Source organism: Caulobacter sp. NIBR1757 (assembly GCF_027912495.1).
Taxonomy (GTDB): Bacteria; Pseudomonadota; Alphaproteobacteria; order Caulobacterales; family Caulobacteraceae; genus Caulobacter.
Genome location: NZ_CP115463.1, coordinates 1190370 through 1209295, shown reverse-complemented (window position 1 = coordinate 1209295; position 18926 = coordinate 1190370). Strand labels below are relative to the sequence as shown.

Sequence of the window (18926 nt, the reverse complement as noted above, 5' to 3'; positions counted from 1 at the left end):
TGCCGCCGGAAGGGCGCGAGAGGCGTCGGCGCCCTCTTTCACCTTCGCTTTCGGGCCGGCGCGAACACCCCATCCCCGGCCCTTCCCCCTCGAGGGGAAGGGAGAATCCCCATTTTCACCCGCCCCGCGCCACGGGAAGACAGTAGGTCAGGAACAATCGCCAATGCTATCAACCCATCCATGAGCCTCGAATCCCGTCTGGACATGCTGGCCAAGGGCTGGCGCGGCCCGCTGGTCGCGGCCTTCATCGCCTTGCTGTGCGGCCTGCCCGGCCTGATGGCCATGCCGCCCATCGACCGCGACGAGGCCCGCTTCAGCCAGGCCACGGCCCAGATGCTGGAGAGCGACGACTACGTCGCCATCAACTTCCAGGACCGCACCCGCGACAAGAAGCCGGTCGGCATCCACTGGATGCAGGCGGCCAGCGTCGCCCTGTTCTCCGACGTCGAGAACCGCGACATCTGGCCCTACCGCCTGCCCTCGCTGCTGGGGGCCATGCTGGCCGCCCTGGCTTGCGCCTGGGGGGCCCGCGCCTTCTGGAACGACCGCACCGCCATGCTGGCCGGGGCCATGTTCGGCTCGGGCTTCCTGCTCAGCACCGAGGCCTTCATCGCCAAGACCGACTCGGTGCTGGCCGCCTGCACCACCGTCGCCCTGGCGGCGCTGGCCCGGATGTACGCCGCCCACCGGGCCGGCGCCCCCCCGCTGGGGCGACCCACCAAGCTGGTCCTCTGGGTCGCCATCGCCATAGGCATTCTGGTCAAGGGGCCCGTCGTGCTGATGGTCCTGCTGCTGACCCTCGCCGCCCTCTGGGCCTCCGACCGCCAGGCTCGCTGGATGAAGGACATCGGCTGGGGCTGGGGGCTGGTGCTGATCCTGGCCATCTGCGGACCCTGGGCCCTGGCCATCACCGTCTCGACCGACGGGGCCTTCTGGGGCTCGGCCATCGGCGGCGACCTGGCCCCCAAGCTGGTCGGCGGCCACGAGCGGCACGGCGGGCCGATCGGCTACCATGTGATGGCGTCGATCCTAACGATGTTCCCGTGGATCCTGCTGGCCCCCGCCGCCGTCATGCTGGCCTGGAAGCAGCGCAGCGAGCCGGGCGTCCGCTTCGCCCTCTGCTGGCTGATCCCCACCTGGCTGCTGTTCGAGATCCTGCCGACCAAGCTGCCCCACTACACCCTGCCGGCCCATGCGGCCGCCTACTGGCTGATCGCCGCCGCCGTCATGGCCGCGCCGCAGCTCTGGAGCCGCATCGCCGGGGTCGCCCTGCTCAGCCTGGCCAGCCTCCTCCTCGCCGCCGTCGCCATCTACGGCATGAGCGAATTTGGCGACGCCCCGGACCTGGTCTGGACCATCCTGACCGCCGCCGTCTTCCTCGCCGTCGCCGTCGTCGCCGGGGTGATGATCTACCGGCAGGGCAACCTGCGGACGGTGCTGGCCGTCGGCGTCGTCGCCGCCCTCGGCCACGCCCTGCTGGTCGGCCAGCTGATGCCCCGGCTGGAGCCCCTGTGGCTGGCCCCGCGCCTGGCCATGGCCCTGAAGCGCACCGGCCTCGATCCGCAGGTGGGCCGCACCCCCGGCCCCATCGAGACGGCCGGCTATTCCGAGCCCAGCCTGGTCTTCGCGCTCGGCACCCGCACCGGCCTCGGCGGCCCCGCCGATGCCGTGCGGGCCCTGGCTGAGGGCCGCCCCGCCATCGTCGAACAGCGGGAGCAGAAGGAATTCCTGGCGCTGATGCAGGCGCGCGGCGTGCCGGTCGATCCGATCACCCGGCTGAAGGGCTTCAACTACGCCAAGGGTGACGAGATGGACCTGACCATCTATCGGGGCCTGCCCAGGGCGACCGACCTGGCCCGCCAGCCGGCCGCCGCCACCCCCGCCTCCCGCGAACTGGCCGCGCCGAAAAACAGTGACGCTTTGAAGGACGAAGACCAATGAGCCGCCTGATCGAGATCGTCGAAGTCGGCGCCCGCGACGGGCTGCAGAACGAGAAGGCCATTCTCGAAGTCGCCGACAAGGTCGAGCTGATCACCCGGCTGGAAGCCTGCGGCGTCAGACGCCAAGAGGTGGTCAGCTTCGTCAATCCCAAGCGCGTGCCTCAGATGGCCGGCGCCGAGGAGATCATGGCCGCCCTGCCCGCCGACGCCCGGCGCTCGCGGATCGGCCTGGTGCTCAACGAGCGCGGCTGGGACCGCTGCGTCGCCGCCGCCTGCGACGAGGCCAACGTCGTGGTCTGCGCCAGCGACGAGTTCGGCATCCGCAACCAGGCCGCCAACGTCTCCCAGCAGGTCGACACCCTCTCGGCCATCGTCGCCAGCAAGAACGCGAGCGGCGGCCCGCCCATCAGCCTGACCATCTCGGTCGCCTTCGGCTGCCCCTTCGAGGGCGAGGTGGCGCTCGACACCGTCGTCTCCATCGCCCGGGCCGGCGCGGCGCTCGGCGTCGACGAGATTGCCCTGGCCGACACGATCGGAGTCGCCGACCCCTGGACGGTGAAGAAGCGCGTCGAGGCCGTCCGCCACGTCGTCGGCGACACCAAGCTGCGCCTGCACTTCCACGACACCCGCAACACCGGCCTGGCCAACGCCTTCGCCGGCGTCGAGGCCGGGGTCGATGTGCTGGACGCCTCGGTCGGCGGCCTCGGCGGCTGCCCCTTCGCCCCTAACGCCACCGGCAACATCGGCACCGAGGATCTCGTCTACATGCTGGAGCGCGCCGGCTTCGAAACCGGCCTCGATCTTAACGGCCTGATCGAAACCGCCGGCTGGATCGGCGAGAAGATCGGCAAGAGCCCGGCTTCCTCCCTCTGGCGGGCCGGCGTGTTTCCCAAGCCGGCGGCCTGACCCCTTAATTTTTCCCGCGACATCCGGTCGCCGGCCCAATTGAGTCAAAGCGACGCGGCCGGTTCGTGAGTCTTTGGCGCCACAACCTCGCCCAACCGCCGTGCCACAAGGGTTTTGAGACCCTCGAACGGCCCATCACGAAAGAGTCATCCCCGGTCTGAGTCGTGTTGCGGAATCACCCGGTTGCCCCCGATTCGCAAATCAGCTTAACGATTCTTTCCAACGGGCCGTTCACCATTAACCAGTCTTAAACCGACCTCGCCGGAAGTTAACGGCGGGCAAGGGCGGCGGATTCCGCCCGGTGCAAGATTTTTACGGGCCGCTGGGCGCGGGGAGAAATTTGATGCGGGTTCTGCTGATCGAGGACGACAGCGCCACGGCGCAAACGATCGAACTCATGCTCAAGTCCGAAGGGTTCAACGTCTACACGACGGACCTGGGCGAGGAAGGCGTCGATCTGGGCAAGATCTACGACTACGACCTCATCCTGCTGGACCTCAACCTGCCCGACATGAGCGGCATGGATGTCCTGCGCACCCTGCGCAACGGCAAGATCAACACCCCGATCATGATCCTCTCGGGTTCGGCCGAGATCGACACCAAGGTCAAGACGCTCGGCGGCGGCGCCGACGACTACATGACCAAGCCCTTCCACAAGGACGAGATGGTCGCCCGCATCCATGCGGTGGTCCGTCGCTCCAAGGGCCACGCCCAGGCGGTCATCAACACCGGCGAGATCGCGGTCAACCTGGACGCCAAGACGGTCGAAGTGGCCGGCAGCCGCGTCCACCTGACCGGCAAGGAATACCAGATGCTGGAGCTGCTCTCCCTGCGCAAGGGCACGACCCTGACCAAGGAGATGTTCCTCAACCACCTCTACGGCGGCATGGACGAGCCGGAGCTGAAGATCATCGACGTTTTCATCTGCAAGCTGCGCAAGAAACTGGCCACGGCCAGCGGCGGCCAGCACCACATCGAAACCGTCTGGGGCCGCGGCTATGTGCTGCGCGATCCGCAGGACGCCGTGGTCGCCGCCTGATCGGCCTTCACGTTTGAAGTCTGGAGACGCCCGCCCTTACCGGCGGGCGTTTTCCGTTTCCGGCGCCGGCTCCACCGGTTCGGGAAGGGTGAACCGCTCCAGGCAATGGGGCCGGGTTTCATAGTCGTCGTCCCGCGCCGGCCGGTTCTTGCTGAACCGCAGCAGCTCCCGCTGCCGGGCGATGATGGCCGCGGGCCGCTGCCCGGCCATGCGACCGGCCTCGAAATGATCCTTGAGCAACTCACCGAGACGGTAGCGGTTCTGGAACAGCTCCGGCGCGGCGGCGTGCTCGGCCATGGCCCAGGCCAGGCAGTCCTCGGTCGAGCCGGCCGTCGGCGGACCGGACGGGGGCTTGCCGCAGGCGCTCAGCGCCAGCATCGCCAGGGCGATGACCGCCGCCCGCCTCATCGGCCGCCCTCCTCGAGCAGACGGCGACAGACCACCAGGCCCGGCGACCGCACCGCCGGCCGCCGTTGCCTGGCGGCGCTGGCCAGCCGGCCCTGCAACTGTCGCAGCAGCGCGTCGGCCGACAGGTTCTGCTCGCGCAACCCGGCCGTGACATAGAGGCCGTACCAGTCGGTCTCCTGGCCGGGCGGCCAGGCGATGGCGCGGCCCTCGACGTCATCGAGCACCTCGCCGACGCAGGTCAGGCGATCCTCCCAGGCGATCCCCGCTGTGCTCGGTCCCTGACTGGCCGTGAAGGCCAGGGGAATGCGCACCGGGCTGTTCACCGGCTCGCCGTTGACGGTCCGGGGCCGCATCCGCATCCCGCCGGTCAGCGACATGGCCGCCTTGCCGAAGCCGAAACCGGGCGGATCCTCCGACACCAGCTGGCAGTCGCCCAGGGTTCCATCGACCCTGGCGGTGCAGCTGATGACCACCCGGCCGTTCTCGCCGCGCCGCAGCGCCGCGTCTGGATAGACCCGGCCGACCGCCTCACCGCTCGGCTTTTCCAGCCAGTCGGCGTTGACCACCCTGGGAGCCGGCGCGGCGCCGAGCAGCAACAGGCCGCAGACCGCCACACCCCAGACCGCCACAGGATTCGAACTTGCCCCCATGCCCCATCTGACCCCGCCAGGCGCCGCTTCGCAACGCCTCTTGCGCCGGCCGGCGCCGCATGGCCCCCTGCGGAAAACGGGGAACGGGCGATGGGCAAGGACTGGATGCGCAACGGCTGGCTGGCGCTGGCGCTGCTCGGCGCCGGCTTGCTGGCCTGGCAGGGGACGATCACGCCCAGGGCCGCGCCGGCCTCGGCGCCGGCCGACCAGTTCTCGGCCGAACGCGCCCTGCGCGACATCGCCGTCATCGCCCGCGAACCCCACCCCGTCGCCTCGCCGGCCAATGCCAGGGTGCGCGACTATCTGCTCGGCCGCATGACGCAGCTGGGCCTCTCGCCCACCGTGCAGGACACCGACGTCGTCAGCACCTCGGCCGACCGCCCCGACTGGGTCGCCGGCGCCCGGGTGCAGAACCTGATTGGCGTGCTGCCGGGCAAGAACCGCGCCGCGCCCGCCCTGGTGCTGATGAGCCACTATGACAGCGTGCCCGGCTCGCCCGGCGCCGCCGACGACGCCACCGGCGTCGCCGCGACGCTGGAGGTCATCCGCGCCCTGAAAGCCGGCGCCGCGCCGGCCCGCGACGTCATCGTCCTGTTCACCGACGGCGAGGAATGGGGCCTCAGCGGCGCCGAAGCCTTCTTCGGCCAGCATCCCCTCGCCAAACGCACCGGCCTGATCATCAACATGGAGGCGCGCGGCGGCGGCGGCCGGGCCAACATGTTCGAGACCGGCGCCGACAACGGCGACCTGATCGCCCGCTACAGGGAAACCGCCAAGGGCCCGATCAGCAGCGCCCTGGCCGTCTTCCTCTACGAGAAGATGCCCAACGACACCGACTTCTCGGTGCCCAAGCGGCTGGGCCTGACCGGCCTGAACTTCGCCTTCATCGGCCGCCAGTTCGACTACCATTCCCCGACCTCGACGGTGGCCAACCTCGATCCGGGCGCGGTGCAGTCGATGGGCGAGCAGGTGCTGGCCGCCACCCGGACCTTCGCCTTCGACAAGACCCTGCCGAAGAAGGCCCCCAGCGCGGTCTACAGCCAGACCTTTGGCGACCACATCCTGGCCTATCCGCCGATCATGGGCTGGCTGGTCCTGGCCCTCGCCGGCGGCCTGCTGATCCTCGCCGGCCGGCGGGCCAAGGCGGCCGGCGAGCGGCTGCGCTGGCAGGATGGGCTGAAGGGCGCGACCATCGCCCTGGCCACGACCTTGCTGGCCGCCCTGCTGCTGCACGTGGTCCGTCGCTGGACTGGCGTCGGCTTCGGCTTCGTCGAGCAGCGCCCGCTGCTGGCCGTCTGGCCGGTGTGGGAGGCGGCCATCTTCGCCATCGGCCTGGCCGCCGCCCTGATCGGTACTCAGCTGGCCGGCAAGACCGCGAGCCGCCGCTGGGTGACGCCCCTGCTCTGCGTCCTGATCGGCGCCGCCTCCAGCCTGGCCGGTGGCTTCGATCCGGTCGGCCTGGGTCTCGGCGTCGGGGCGGGGCTGTTGTTCCTGGTCCGCAAAGCGCCGCTGCCGATCAATGCCGCCTGGGCCGGGGTGCTCTGCTTCGGCTTCGTCCTCGCCACCCTGCTGCAGGCCTTCGTGCCCCAGGTCGCCTTCCTGGTCGCTTGGCCCCTGACCCTGGCCGCCCTTGGCGCGGCGGTCAGCCGCTGGGGCGCGGACGGCCGCTCGACCTCCTTGCTTGCCGTGCTGGCGGCCGTCGTCTGTGGCTGGCTGGGGGTCTATGTCCACCTGACCGCCCAGGGCCTCGACTTCCCGGCCCTGCTCGGCCTCTTCGCCCTGTTGGCGCTGTTCGTACTGTGGCCGCTGGCCCAGCCGGTGGGTGAGTATGGCCGAACGCGAGCCTGGACCTTCTTTGGGATCGTCCTGACGGCGGTCGGGGGCGCTATCGGCGCGGTCTGGGCCACCTCTGACCCTTGGACCGAACGCTACCCTCCCGCCGACAGCGTCGTCTACGTGAGCGACAGTCATTCGGGGAACGCTTGGACCGCCTACCAGATTCAGGGCGGTGGAGGCCTGTCGATCTTCAAGGACAATAGCGATCCCACCGCGGCCGGCATCACCATCAGCACCAAACTGTTGCAGCGGGCCAGCCTGCCGCCACTGTACGACCAGCCAGTGTTTGTCCGATCCGCCGATCCGGTCCCCGTCATGAAACCGACCCTTACCAGCCGCATCGGACCGGATGGACGGGTCATTGTGGTCCTCACGTCGCCGCCTGGGGCCCGCATTGCCAGGCTGAACATCAAGCTCAGCGCTGTGGTGAAGGACGTCACCGTCCAGGGCCGGCCGACCAATTGGCTGACCGCGCCTGGTGAGGTTCACAAACTGCGATGGGCCGGCGCGGACCGACCACTGGTGATCAGCTTCCGTCCCGCCAAAGCCGGCGCCGGATCGGCCGAGATCGACTACGGAACGATCTTGGAGGCTTGGCCCAAGGGCGTCGAACGCAGTTGGCCGGCGCCGACCCCGTCCATGGCCTGGAACCTCAGCGGCTCAACCGGCGTCACCGGCAAGGCCATCGTGCGCTGGTAGGCCGCCGGCCGTTGCGACGGTGCTTGACACAAACCCATTGATTCCATATTTCCGGAATTATAGAAATATGGAGATGTCCATGAAACGCCTGCACCTGCATATCGCCGTCGAGGACCTGAACCGGTCCATCGGCTTCTACTCCACCCTGTTCGGCGCCGAGCCGGCGGTGGTGAAACCCGACTACGCCAAGTGGATGCTGGACGATCCGCGCGTGAACCTCGCCATCTCGCAACGCGGACGACTGGCCGGCATCGACCATGTCGGCGTCCAGGCCGACAGCGCCGCCGAACTGGCCGAGATCGCCAACCGGCTGAAGGCGGCCGGCAAGACCACCCTCGACCAGGAAGCCACCACCTGCTGCTACGCAAAGTCCGACAAGAGCTGGGTCGTCGATCCGTCGGGCGTGCGCTGGGAGACCTTCCACACCCTTGGCGAAGCGACCCGCTACGGCGAGGACGAACCGCGCGACACGCCGGCCCCCGCCGCCACGGCCGGCGCCTGCTGTGGCTGAGACCCGCCGCGAGTCCGGCCTCGCCGGGCTCGCGGATTTCGGCTATTCTGGAAACATGGAATCGACCGACGCCGTCTCCGCCCTCTCCGCCCTGGCCCATCCGGGACGGCTGGCCATCTTCCGCCTGCTGGTCCGGGCCGGACCGGCCGGCATGGCCGCCGGCGACATCGGACGGGCGACCGGCATGCTGGCCAACACCCTGTCCTCCAACCTGACCATCCTGACCCAGGCCGGCCTCGCCGCCTCGCGCCGCGACGGCCGGTCGATGATCTACCGCGCCGACTATGAGGCGATGAGCGGGCTGCTGGCCTTCCTGATGGAAGACTGCTGCGGCGGCGAGCCGGCCATCTGCGCGCCCGCCATCGCCGCCGCCCAGGCCGGGGCCTGCGGCTCGAAGGCCTGCTGAACATGAGCCTGTTCGAGCGCTTCCTGACCCTCTGGGTGGCCCTGTGCATCGTCGCCGGCATCGCCCTCGGCGCCGCCTTCCCTGGCCTGTTCGACGCCCTGTCGGCGATGGAAGTCGCCAGGGTCAACCTGCCCGTCGCCGGTCTGGTCTGGCTGATGATCATCCCGATGCTGCTGCGCATCGCCCTGGCGGCCCTCGGCCAGGTCGGCCGCCACTGGCGCGGCATATCGGTGACCCTGCTGATCAACTGGGCGGTCAAACCCTTCTCCATGGCGCTGCTGGCCTGGCTGTTTATCAGCCTGCTGTTTCGGCCCCTTTTGCCCACCGGCCAGATCGACAGCTACATCGCCGGCCTGATCCTGCTGGCCGCCGCCCCCTGCACCGCCATGGTCTTCGTCTGGAGCCAGCTGGTGAAGGGCGAGCCGCACTTCACCCTCAGCCAGGTGGCGCTCAACGACGTCATCATGCTGGTCGCCTTCGGGCCCATCGTCGCCCTGCTGCTGGGCCTGGCCTCAATCAGCGTGCCCTTCGAGACCCTGGCCCTGTCCGTGCTGCTCTACGTCGTGGTCCCGGCGGCGGCGGCCCAGCTGATCCGCCGCCTCCTTCTGGCCAAGGGTCCGGAGGCGCTGGACGGCGCCCTGCGCCGGCTGCAACCGGCCTCGATGGCCGCCCTGCTGGCCACCCTGGTGCTGCTGTTCGGATTCCAGGGGCCGCAGATCCTCGCCCAGCCGCTGGTCATCGCCATCCTGGCCGTGCCGATCCTGATCCAGGTCTATTTCAACGCCGGCCTCGCCTATGTGCTGAACCGGGCGGTCGGCGAGACGCACCAGGTGGCCGGGCCGTCGGCCCTGATCGGGGCCAGCAACTTCTTCGAACTGGCGGTGGCCGCCGCCATCAGCCTGTTCGGCCTGAAGTCCGGGGCGGCGCTGGCGACCGTCGTCGGGGTGCTGATCGAGGTGCCGGTGATGCTGTCGGTCGCCGCCCTCGTCAACCGCAGCCGCGGTTGGTATGAGCGCCGCCCGCCCCCCAACCCGGAGCAGAGCTGAACGCCATGGCCGACCCGACCGTCACCGTCTTTCACAACCCGGCCTGCGGCACCTCGCGCAAGACCATCGAGCTGCTGCGCGAGCGGGGAATCGAACCGACCGTCGTCGAGTACCTCAAGGCCGGCTGGAGCAAGCCGCAGCTGAAGCAACTGCTGGCGACCATGGGCGCCGCGGCCAGGGACATCCTGCGCGAACGGGGCACCGAGGCCGAGGCGCTGGGCCTGACCAAAGCCGACGCTTCCGAGGAGGCGATTCTCGACGCCATGGTCCGCGATCCGATCCTGGTGAACCGCCCGATCGTCGTTACGCCCAAGGGGGCGGCGCTTTGCCGGCCGCAGGAGACGGTGCTCGACCTCCTCTGAGAGGCCGAACCGACGCCCCTTTGTTAACCATCGACGTGACAAATGGCCCGAAGCATCGAATATTGCTTGCCTCTTACCGGGCGGGTCGGCAGAAACCGGCCCTAGAATTGCTGGGGGGCGTCCCAGCCGTACCATTCTGAAGCGACCGGCCAATCCTTAACCAAGGAGCGGCCCGCGACGGGGGAATGAATGCAAGAATTCGATCCGCGACGCCCGACCACCCGCATCGCGCCCAAGCTGTTTGTCGGCATCGCCGGCTTCGCGGTTCTGGCGCTGGCCTGGCGGATGGGCGAGCCCGCCGAGACCTCCATCACACCGCCGATGGATCCCGCCGCCTTCGCGGCCCTGCAGCACATGGCCTTCGCCCAGGCTGAAGCCCTGCCCGGCTTCAACCGCGGTGAGAGCATCGCCGTCGAGGTTCGCCCCGGCGAGACCCTGGAAGACGCCGTGCAGCGGGCCGGAGTCGGCGAGGCCGACGCCCGCGCCGTCATCAAGACGCTGTCCAGCGTCGTCGACACCGTCAACATCCGCGCCGGCATGGACTTCATCGCCTCCGTCGCCAGGCCGCAGAACCAGCGTGGCCCGGCCCGCCTGATCGGCCTGTCGATGCGTACCGGCCAGGCCAAGACCATCACCGTCTCGCGCACCTTCGACGGCGCGCTTCGGCTTCGCGAACTGGCCGAGGAAGTCCGTGACGAGACCACCGTCGCCTGCGGCGAGATGCACGGCAGCTTCCATGAGAGCGCCAGCACCGTCGGCGCCAACTCGGCCATCGTCAGCCAGGCCGCCAAGCTGTTCAGCCACAAGATCGACTTCAGCCGCGACATCAAGGAAGGCGATGAGTTCTGCCTGGTGTTCGACCGCAAGGTCACCGACAGCGGCCGCACCATCGAGGCCGGCGACCTTCAGTACGCCCAGGTGAAGGGCATGAAGTTCTACGGCTTCACCCGCACCGACGGTAAAGTCCAGTTCTTCGACGACCTCGGCAAGAACATCAAAAGCGCCCTGCTGCGCACGCCCGTCGACGGCGCCCGCATCACCAGCAAGTTCGGCATGCGCCGCCACCCGATCCTCGGCTACAGCCGCATGCACCAGGGCATCGACTTCGGGGCGGGCACCGGCACCCCGATCCTGGCGGCCGGCGACGGCGTCATCGAGATGGCCGGCCGTTACGGCGGCTACGGCAACTGGGTGAAGATCAAGCACGCCGGCGGCTACGCTACCGGCTATGGCCACATGTCGCGCTACGCCAAGGGCATCCGTCCGGGCGTCCACGTCAGCCAGGGCCAGGTGATCGGCTACGTCGGTTCGACCGGCGCCTCGACCGGCCCGCACCTTCACTACGAAATCTTCTTCAAGAATGCCCGCGTCAATCCGATCGGGGCCAAGGTGCCGACCGGTTCGATCCTCAGCGGCGCCGACGTCGCCCGGTTCAAGGCCTCCAAGGCCCGCCTCGACGGCCTGCTGGCCGCGCAAGGTCACGACACCGGCGCGACGACCAGGAAGCTGGCCAAGGCCGACGTCATCGACGCCAAGTCGGTGGGCCTGCGCCGGGCTCAAGGGCAGAACTAGCCTTTCAGCTCGGCCAGGCTCGATGAATATGTCTAGACATATTCATTTTGCGAGGTTTTCCGGCCCTGTACGGGCGAATTCCGGCGACACGCGCCGCCGTGGGTCCGCCGACGACAATCCGGCCCACAATTCCTGACGACCAACCTACGGTGGGCCTACCCGCCGGGCTACATCACAGCCGCCCGGACCAACCTTCCGGCCACGGGTCCGCCAGTATTTTCAACGTCCACGCCCCCCCTTCGCCCCTTCCCGCCCAAGCGCGCGGTATAATGGTGGGTCGCTTCGATAGGGGCTGCCTGTGGACAGCGGGCGAATAACCCTGACATTTCATCCGCCTGCGCGGGATACCGCCCTTGACTCCAGGGGGCGGGACCGCCATTTGCCCCCTGTGGATCAACACAGGTTGTGACCGACATCGACCGGGCCGCCGTAGCGCGCGCCCTCAGCTCGAAAATGATGTCTTCAGTCGCCGCCCGTCTGGTCCCTGGGAACGCTCATCCCTCGGCCGAACAAGCCGTCGCGAAGCGCCCGGAACGCCATCGACTCCGAGGAGGGCAACCTCGCGGAGCGATTTTGCATGGCGACCCTGGCCTGAAACTGCGACGTTTTGACACGGTCTTGTGCGGCGTTTGCAGGAACCTTTCGGCCCGGTCGAACCCTGAGTGATCGACGCACAGGAATTTCTTAAGCGGCGCGGCCCACGCCCCGGGTCCAGCGACGCTATTGGAGACATTGATGAGCAACACCACCGCCGAGCCGCAAGAGCCCGCCGAAGCCCCCGCCGCTGACGGCCCGCTGCTCGACCTGACCGATGCCGGCGTCAAGAAGTTCATCAAGCAGGCCAAGGCCCGCGGCTACGTCACCATGGACGAGCTGAACAAGGTGCTGCCTTCGGAAGAGGTCAGCCCCGACGCCATCGAAGACACCCTGGCCATGCTGTCGGAAATGGGCGTCAACGTCGTCGAAGCGGAAGAAGACGCCGGCGAAGGCGAAGGCGGCGCGGTCGCCAACCGCGAAGAAACCTCGATCACCACCGAGGCTGAGACCAAGGCCGCCTACGACCGCACCGACGACCCGGTCCGCATGTACCTGCGCGAGATGGGCAGCGTCGAACTGCTGAGCCGCGAGGGCGAAATCGCCATCGCCAAGCGCATCGAGGCCGGCCGCGACGCCATGATCCGCGGCCTGTGCGAAAGCGCCCTGACCTTCGAGGCCATCATGGTCTGGCGCGAGGAACTGGGCAGCGGCCGCATCCTGCTGCGCGAGGTCATCGACCTCGAAGGCACCTACGGCGTCATGTTCCCGGCCGCCCCGCCCATCGTACCGTCCGAAGACGGCGATGCCGCCGAGCCTGAGGAAAAGGCCGAGGGCGAAGAGAAGCCCGAGGGCGAAGACGACGACGACGATTTCGACGACGGCGCCGGTCCGACCGTCAGCGCCATGGAAGGTGAACTGCGCGAAAGCGTCATGGAGACCCTGGACAGCATCGCCGGCGAGTTCGAAGGCTTCCGTCCCCTGCAGGAAAAGCTGGTCGAGCGCCGCCTGCGCGGCGAGGACCTCACCGACGCCGATCGCAAGGCCTACCTCGAGGCCTCCAGCGCCATCGTCGGCAAGCTGAAGACCCTGAAGCTGAACAACAACCGCATCGAGGCGCTGGTCGAGCAGCTCTATGCGATCAACAAGCGCCTGATGGCCCTGGAAGGCCGCCTGCTGCGCCTGGCCGACAGCTATGGCATCAGCCGCGGCGAGTTCCTCAAGGCCTACTTCGGCCAGGAGCTGAACCCCAAGTGGCAGGAAACCGTCAAGCAGCTGGGCGTTCGCTGGACCAAGTTCGTCGAGAACGACGTGAACTCGGTGTCGGACATCCGTCAGGAAGTGGCCGCCCTGGCCACCGAGACCGGCGTGCCGATCGACGACTACCGCCGCATCGTCCAGACCGTGCAGAAGGGCGAGCGCGAGGCCCGTCAGGCCAAGAAGGAAATGGTCGAGGCCAACCTGCGCCTCGTGATCTCCATCGCCAAGAAGTACACCAACCGCGGCCTGCAGTTCCTGGACCTGATCCAGGAAGGCAACATCGGCCTGATGAAGGCGGTCGACAAGTTCGAGTACCGTCGCGGCTACAAGTTCTCGACCTACGCCACCTGGTGGATTCGCCAGGCCATCACCCGCTCGATCGCCGACCAGGCGCGGACCATCCGTATCCCGGTCCACATGATCGAGACGATCAACAAGATTGTCCGCACCAGCCGCCAGATGCTGCACGAGATCGGCCGCGAGCCGACCCCGGAAGAGCTGGCCGAAAAGCTGGCCATGCCGCTGGAGAAGGTGCGCAAGGTCCTGAAGATCGCCAAGGAGCCGATTTCGCTCGAAACGCCCATCGGCGACGAGGAAGACAGCCACCTGGGCGACTTCATCGAGGACAAGAACGCCATCCTGCCCATCGACGCGGCCATCCAGTCGAACCTGCGCGAGACCACCACCCGCGTGCTGGCGTCCCTGACGCCGCGCGAGGAACGCGTGCTGCGCATGCGCTTCGGCATCGGCATGAACACCGACCACACGCTTGAAGAGGTCGGCCAGCAGTTCTCGGTGACCCGCGAACGGATCCGTCAGATCGAGGCCAAGGCGCTTCGCAAGCTGAAGCATCCGAGCCGGTCGCGGAAGCTGCGCAGCTTCCTGGACAGCTAGAACGACAAACGCCCCGGATGACCTCCGGGGCGTTTTTCTTGACGGTACGAGCGCGCGGGATCACCCTTCGGGCATGGCAGACGGCTTCGACATTCACGTGGACAAGGACCGCGCCGAAAAACTGGCGGACGCGGCCAGGTCGGCCGGGCTGACCCCGGAGGCCTATGTGCTCTCCCTGGTCGATGACGCGATATCCGTCCCTTCCGAAGATGAGCGGTTGGCGGAGTCTCTGAGGCGGCTGGCCGAGTACGACCGGACGGGCGAGGCCTACACGGTCGATGAGGTGTTCGATCGGATCGAAGCCAAAATTCAGGCGCGGATGGCTGAACACGGGTGACCTACCGGGTTCACCTCTTGCCAAGCGCGGAAGCCGACCTCGACCGGCTCGTCGATTTCCTGCTCGAGCGTGACATCAACGCGGCCTTGCGGGCCAGCACGCTTATTCGGGAAGCCATCGCGACTCTGGACGAGTCGCCCGGTCGCGGCCGGCCGACCGCCAATCCCGCAATCAGGGAGCTCGTCATCTGGTTCGGTCGTGGCGCCTATGTCGTCCAGTACCGAATCCAGGGAGCCGACGTCGCTGTCGCTCAAATCTGGCACAGCAACGAAGACCGCCGCCTCTAGGCCGCCTTCACATGCCCCCGCACCCAGTCCGCCGCGTCGTCGGAGGGCGTGCGGATCTCGGCGCCGGTCAGCGCGCAGCGCAGTTCGGCGCCGGCCTTCAGGGTTTCAGGGAGTTCCTCGAACAGCGCCTTGGCGTCGGCGGCCTCGGCCAGCCGGAACACCCAGGTATCCATCATGTGGAGTTCGGTAACGGACGCGGGCATGAGACGGACGCTTCTTGTTGCTTGTGATGTCGCCCATCCTTACCGATCAATTCTGAACGTAGGCTGAGCGTTCGGTGCAGGACCGGCATAGAGGTTGCGGCCATTTCTTGACCAGCGCCCTCGCCCGGACGATGATTCCGCCATGGCCAGACGTCCCGCCGGCGAGCGCTATCGCACCTTCCACGACTTCTACCCCTTCTACATGACCGAGCACGCCAACCCGGTCAGCCGGCGGCTGCATGTGGTCGGTACGGGGCTGGTGATCGCTGCGCTGTTGGCCGGGGTGCTGGTCGATCCATGGTTCTTCGCGGCCGCGCCGCTGGTCGGCTATGGCTTTGCCTGGGTCGGGCATTTCGTGTTCGAGAAAAACCGGCCGGCCACCTTTCAGTATCCGTTGTTCAGCCTGATGGGCGATTTCCGCCTGTTCTTCGAGACCGTCAGCGGCAGGCGGCGCTGGTAGACGCATCGAAATTCGCCTGTCGGGTGTTATCCTTGTCGAAGTGGAGGAACGCCCCATGCGCACCCTGTTTATCGCCGCCGCCGCCCTGCTGGCCTTCGGCGCCAGCTCGACCGTCAACGCCGCGCCGGATTCCGCAACCCATCCAAAGATGGGGATCATGTGCCTCGACGTCGGAGGCGAGTCCCGTCCGCCGGTTTGCCGCGGCTCCTCGAGCCGCATCGACCAGGGTTACGACATCTGCCAGTGCGAGAACGCCCAGCGGGTCGAGGTTCCAGTCTGCGGCAAGGGCGAGCGGCCGATCACCGAAAACCGGTCCTACGAGCTGGCCCGCAAAGACGCCGCCCGCGACGGCAGCCTGGTCGGCGACCGCTACGAGGGCCGCCAGATGTGCGTGCGGCCCCGCAACGGTTAGGTCGCGGGACCGCCTCGGCACGGACCATGATCAGTTGGCCCAGGTGGTGTAGCCCATCTCCAGGTTCTTCACGGCCAGGCCGGTGATGGCGTTCATCCGGAACTGGCTGGTGCGGCCCTGGTTGGTCTTCATGCAGATGTAGCTGCCGACCGGCACGGCCGAGAGCGGCACCCGGGCGGTCGAGTAGCTGGCCACGCGACAGCCGTCCCGGCCCCGGTTGGAGCGGTCGCCGACCGCGATCTTGGCGCCATTGACCGGCGTCAGATAGCGCTCGGTCGAGGTGACGGCCTGGAACCACAGGTCGGCGCCGGGCCCGCTGCCGACGTTGCCGTTGTCGAAGTTGACCTCATAGGTCTGCGGCACCACGACGATGTCGGTCGAGAAGGTGACCGGCGGGGACGGCGGGGGCGACGGCGGCAGGATGATGATCGGCGGGGTGCAGCGGAAGCCACCCGGCTTGGTCGAGCACAGCATGCCGACCGGCGCCGGGCGCTGGATCGAGCCGCTGTCGCCATAGACGCACTGCAGGGCCCGCTGGCCGCCGATGGTGACGATGCGGGTGTCCGACAGGCTGTTGACCTGCGGCGTCGTCCACCAGCCACCCGGCAACGGGTTGACGATGGTCCGCTTGGCCTGACTGAGCGGGCAGTCGATGTCGGCGGCCGAGGCGCTGCCGGCGGCGGCGCAGACGAGGGCCGCGAGGGCGGACCCGGCGAGGTAGGTGATGGTCTTCGTCTTGGTCATGGTAGCCTCCCAATCGGAGCGGTGTTGCTCCATGGGCCCACCATGAATCAGCCAAGCTGAACGCGATCTCGGACGACGGCGTTATCGTTCGTTCAGAAAACGGTGTTGTCAGCGCCAGCCGTAGTTGAAGCTGATCGACACCCGCTCGGTCTTGCCGAGATTGACCGGCACCTCATGGCGCAGCCAGCTTTCCCACATCAGCACCGTGCCGGCCTGCGGCGTCACATAGACGAAGGGCTGCTGGTCCTGTGGCGCCTCGGGCAGACGCATGGGGGCGGCCATCATCATCGCCAGGCGCGGATCCTCCAGTTTCAGGCCCGAGGCGCCGGGCGGCACCTCCACATAGGTCGTGCCGCTGATGACGCTGTGGGGATGGATATGGCCGCTGTGGCCGCCGCCCGGCTTGAGGACATTCACCCACAGACTGTCGAGCCGCAGCTTGCCGCCGTCGAGGTCGAGGCCCAGGTCGATGGCGAAGGCGCGGGCATGGCGGTCGAGCCGGGTCTTCAGGTCGCTGAAGGCGCTGGCCCGCGTCCACAGCGGCCCCGGCGAGCTGTAGGAGGTGTAGCCGGGATAGCGGTTGGCCTTCGACCAGGCGCGGCCCGCCTCGTCCTCCTCGGCCATCATGGCGCAGGCGTCGGCAAGATCCTCGAGCAGGGGCTCGAAGCCCCGCTCGTCGGACAGCTCGGCGCGGTAGAGGCGGGTGGCGAACAGGCTCTGGGTCGGCATGGCGCCGGGTTAAGCCGCAAAGCCTGAGGCTTCAAGGCCAGCCGGCGTCAGGTGACAGCCTGACGCGTCGCCGCATAGGGGTCTTCGACCACCCGGCTGGTCTGGTTGAAGACCATGGTCGAGCGCTTGCCCGCCTCATAGGCCGGCCAAGCCGGCAGCACCGGCGTGTTGGGATCGCCGGTCCTGGCGAAGGCGACCCAGGCGGCGCTCATCTGCCTGGCCATCACCTGCGGCGCCGGGCCGGGGCCGAGCAGCGGGCGGCTGGTCTCGACGTTGTCGAAGACCAGCGGGATCTCCAGGGTGTGCGGGGTCTTGAACGGCCCGACCGGCGTCTCCCACTCGAGCAGATAGAAGTAGGCCTTCGCCTTCCCTTGCGCCGCCTTGCGCTCGGCGATCTGCACGCTGCCGGCGAACATCCGCCCATAGGTCGTGAGGTGGCAGGCCAGATAGGTCGGCGTCTCGTTCGGGAAATCGGCCTTCAGGGCGGCCAGCACCGCATCGGCCTTGTCCTTGAAGATGGCTGTGGCCATCGCCTTCAAGCCCGCCTCGTCCAGGCGGCCGAACCAGGGGGCCGAGGCCATGAACAGGGTCATCTCGTCCTTGTTGATGCCGATCAGCACCGGCACGTCGGCCGAGATATCCGGCGCCTTGGGATCCCAGGGCTGGTGCGGCAGCACCTTGCCATCGACCACCGGCGCGAAGCCGGCCCGGTCGAAGCCGACACCTGGCATCTTCTTCTCCGCCGCCGCCGAGGCCGAGAGCAGCTGGTCCGGGGCCGTGGCCCGCAGGCCGGCCACATCACCGTCGGCCAGGCCCAGCTCAGCGTACAGCGCCTTGCGCAGCGCATCGGCCCTCTCGGCGGGTACGGCCTTCACGCCGGGGCCGCTCTGGACCACGGCGCGGTGGAACAGGCCTTTGGCGCTGGGCATGGCCATCAGGTAGCTGACCTTGGCCCCACCGCCGCTCTCGCCGAAGATCGTGACGTTGCCCGGATCGCCGCCAAAGGCGCCGATATTGGCCCTCACCCATTTCAGCGCCTGGACGATGTCGAGCATGCCGGCGTTGCCGCTGCCCTCGACCTGCGGCAGGTGGGTGTAGCCGAAGACGTTGAGCCGGTGGTTGATGCCGACCACGACGACATCGCCCCCTTTGGCCAGGTTGGCGCCGTCATACATCGGCCAGGCGGCGGAGCCATAGGCAAAGCCGCCGCCGTGCAGCCAGACCATGACCGGCTTCGATCCCTTGCCGCCGACGTTGACGCCGGTCGTCCAGATGTTGAGGTAGAGGCAGTCTTCGCTCTGGGTCGCGACATCCTTCTGCGAGGGGAAAACCGCCTGCAGGGCGCGGCCCAGTTCGGTGTCCGAGGTCGCCGGGGTGCTGGCCTGCACCGCCGCATGGCCGAACGCGTCGGCCTTTAGCACGCCGTTGCGCTTGGCCGGTGGCCTTGGCGGGGCAAAACGCAGCTCGCCGACCGGCGGCGCGGCATAGGGAATCCCCAGGAACCGCAGGCCCGCTTCCCCGATCAATCCCTGCACCGGGCCTTCGCTGGTTGGGACCTGCATTCCCGCCGCCTGCGCGGCGCCCGCGCCCAGCGCCGCCCCGCCGACCCCCAGGACGAGCAGCTTCCGACGATCGATCCCCACATGGGTCATGGTCTTCTCCCCTATTTTAGAAAACACGGTATCCTCCCG

General features: G+C 68.1%; 20 protein-coding genes. 14 read left to right on the top strand and 6 right to left on the bottom strand.

The features are described 5' to 3' along the window. Positions 1 to 180 precede the first annotated feature (180 nt). From O5I81_RS05810 to O5I81_RS05800, 3 genes are all read left to right on the top strand, one after another. Positions 181 to 1941 (top strand): glycosyltransferase family 39 protein, encoded by a 1761-nt coding sequence (locus O5I81_RS05810; protein ID WP_271068008.1) that lies wholly within the window; start codon positions 181 to 183, stop codon positions 1939 to 1941. Next, the gene (locus O5I81_RS05805; RefSeq protein WP_271068007.1) at positions 1938 to 2846 is read left to right on the top strand and encodes a hydroxymethylglutaryl-CoA lyase; all 909 of its coding nucleotides are present in this window, start codon (positions 1938 to 1940) and stop codon (positions 2844 to 2846) included. The genes O5I81_RS05810 and O5I81_RS05805 overlap by 4 nt, the downstream gene beginning before the upstream one ends. Positions 2847 to 3189: 343 nt before the next feature. Then, positions 3190 to 3885, top strand: a complete 696-nt coding sequence (locus tag O5I81_RS05800) for a response regulator transcription factor CtrA (protein ID WP_271068006.1) — start codon at positions 3190 to 3192, stop codon at positions 3883 to 3885. 36 nt (positions 3886 to 3921) lie between these two features. On the opposite strand, the gene O5I81_RS05795 is transcribed toward O5I81_RS05800, so the two are convergent. Beyond that, complete coding sequence (locus tag O5I81_RS05795; protein WP_271068005.1) at positions 3922 to 4293, bottom strand: hypothetical protein; 372 nt, start codon at positions 4291 to 4293, stop codon at positions 3922 to 3924. Beyond that, positions 4290 to 4943, bottom strand: a complete 654-nt coding sequence (locus O5I81_RS05790; RefSeq protein WP_271068004.1) for an energy transducer TonB — start codon at positions 4941 to 4943, stop codon at positions 4290 to 4292. The genes O5I81_RS05795 and O5I81_RS05790 overlap by 4 nt, the downstream gene beginning before the upstream one ends. Positions 4944 to 5033: 90 nt before the next feature. Here O5I81_RS05790 and O5I81_RS05785 point away from each other — a divergent pair, with 90 nt between their 5' ends. From O5I81_RS05785 to O5I81_RS05745, 9 genes are all read left to right on the top strand, one after another. Beyond that, positions 5034 to 7478, top strand: coding sequence for a M20/M25/M40 family metallo-hydrolase (locus O5I81_RS05785; RefSeq protein WP_271068003.1), 2445 nt, complete (start codon positions 5034 to 5036; stop codon positions 7476 to 7478). A gap of 79 nt (positions 7479 to 7557) precedes the next feature. Further along, complete coding sequence (locus tag O5I81_RS05780; protein WP_271068002.1) at positions 7558 to 7989, top strand: ArsI/CadI family heavy metal resistance metalloenzyme; 432 nt, start codon at positions 7558 to 7560, stop codon at positions 7987 to 7989. Between the two features lie 55 nt (positions 7990 to 8044). Next, on the top strand, positions 8045 to 8395 hold the full coding sequence (locus O5I81_RS05775; protein ID WP_271068001.1) for a metalloregulator ArsR/SmtB family transcription factor: 351 nt from the start codon (positions 8045 to 8047) through the stop codon (positions 8393 to 8395). Positions 8396 to 8397: 2 nt separating this feature from the next. After that, positions 8398 to 9441 carry an ACR3 family arsenite efflux transporter gene (gene arsB, locus O5I81_RS05770; RefSeq protein WP_271068000.1) on the top strand — a complete coding sequence of 348 codons (1044 nt, stop codon included), beginning with the start codon at positions 8398 to 8400 and terminating at the stop codon, positions 9439 to 9441. A gap of 5 nt (positions 9442 to 9446) precedes the next feature. After that, positions 9447 to 9803 (top strand): arsenate reductase (glutaredoxin), encoded by a 357-nt coding sequence (arsC, locus tag O5I81_RS05765; protein ID WP_271067999.1) that lies wholly within the window; start codon positions 9447 to 9449, stop codon positions 9801 to 9803. 189 nt (positions 9804 to 9992) lie between these two features. Further along, on the top strand, positions 9993 to 11375 hold the full coding sequence (locus tag O5I81_RS05760) for a M23 family metallopeptidase (protein WP_271067998.1): 1383 nt from the start codon (positions 9993 to 9995) through the stop codon (positions 11373 to 11375). 735 nt (positions 11376 to 12110) lie between these two features. After that, complete coding sequence (gene rpoD, locus O5I81_RS05755) at positions 12111 to 14063, top strand: RNA polymerase sigma factor RpoD (protein ID WP_271067997.1); 1953 nt, start codon at positions 12111 to 12113, stop codon at positions 14061 to 14063. A 73-nt stretch (positions 14064 to 14136) separates the two neighbouring features. Continuing rightward, positions 14137 to 14400, top strand: a complete 264-nt coding sequence (locus O5I81_RS05750; protein ID WP_271067996.1) for a hypothetical protein — start codon at positions 14137 to 14139, stop codon at positions 14398 to 14400. Continuing rightward, entirely contained in the window at positions 14397 to 14687 is a 291-nt protein-coding gene (locus O5I81_RS05745) for a type II toxin-antitoxin system RelE/ParE family toxin (protein WP_271067995.1), read from the top strand. The genes O5I81_RS05750 and O5I81_RS05745 overlap by 4 nt, the downstream gene beginning before the upstream one ends. On the opposite strand, the gene O5I81_RS05740 is transcribed toward O5I81_RS05745, so the two are convergent. After that, positions 14684 to 14890 carry a hypothetical protein gene (locus O5I81_RS05740; RefSeq protein WP_271067994.1) on the bottom strand — a complete coding sequence of 69 codons (207 nt, stop codon included), beginning with the start codon at positions 14888 to 14890 and terminating at the stop codon, positions 14684 to 14686. The two genes, O5I81_RS05745 and O5I81_RS05740, sit on opposite strands and share 4 nt — an antisense overlap. Before the next feature lie 142 nt (positions 14891 to 15032). Here O5I81_RS05740 and O5I81_RS05735 point away from each other — a divergent pair, with 142 nt between their 5' ends. Together O5I81_RS05735 and O5I81_RS05730 are read left to right on the top strand one after the other, a co-directional pair. Further along, positions 15033 to 15350 carry an Mpo1-like protein gene (locus O5I81_RS05735; RefSeq protein ID WP_271067993.1) on the top strand — a complete coding sequence of 106 codons (318 nt, stop codon included), beginning with the start codon at positions 15033 to 15035 and terminating at the stop codon, positions 15348 to 15350. Between the two features lie 55 nt (positions 15351 to 15405). Next, on the top strand, positions 15406 to 15762 hold the full coding sequence (locus O5I81_RS05730; protein WP_271067992.1) for a hypothetical protein: 357 nt from the start codon (positions 15406 to 15408) through the stop codon (positions 15760 to 15762). Between the two features lie 30 nt (positions 15763 to 15792). Here O5I81_RS05730 and O5I81_RS05725 read toward each other — a convergent pair whose 3' ends face one another. The 3 genes from O5I81_RS05725 to O5I81_RS05715 form a co-directional block, all read right to left on the bottom strand. After that, on the bottom strand, positions 15793 to 16506 hold the full coding sequence (locus O5I81_RS05725; RefSeq protein ID WP_271067991.1) for a hypothetical protein: 714 nt from the start codon (positions 16504 to 16506) through the stop codon (positions 15793 to 15795). Between the two features lie 108 nt (positions 16507 to 16614). Continuing rightward, complete coding sequence (locus O5I81_RS05720; protein ID WP_271067990.1) at positions 16615 to 17235, bottom strand: TIGR02466 family protein; 621 nt, start codon at positions 17233 to 17235, stop codon at positions 16615 to 16617. 47 nt (positions 17236 to 17282) lie between these two features. After that, entirely contained in the window at positions 17283 to 18887 is a 1605-nt protein-coding gene (locus O5I81_RS05715; RefSeq protein WP_271067989.1) for a carboxylesterase/lipase family protein, read from the bottom strand. Positions 18888 to 18926 lie beyond the last annotated feature (39 nt).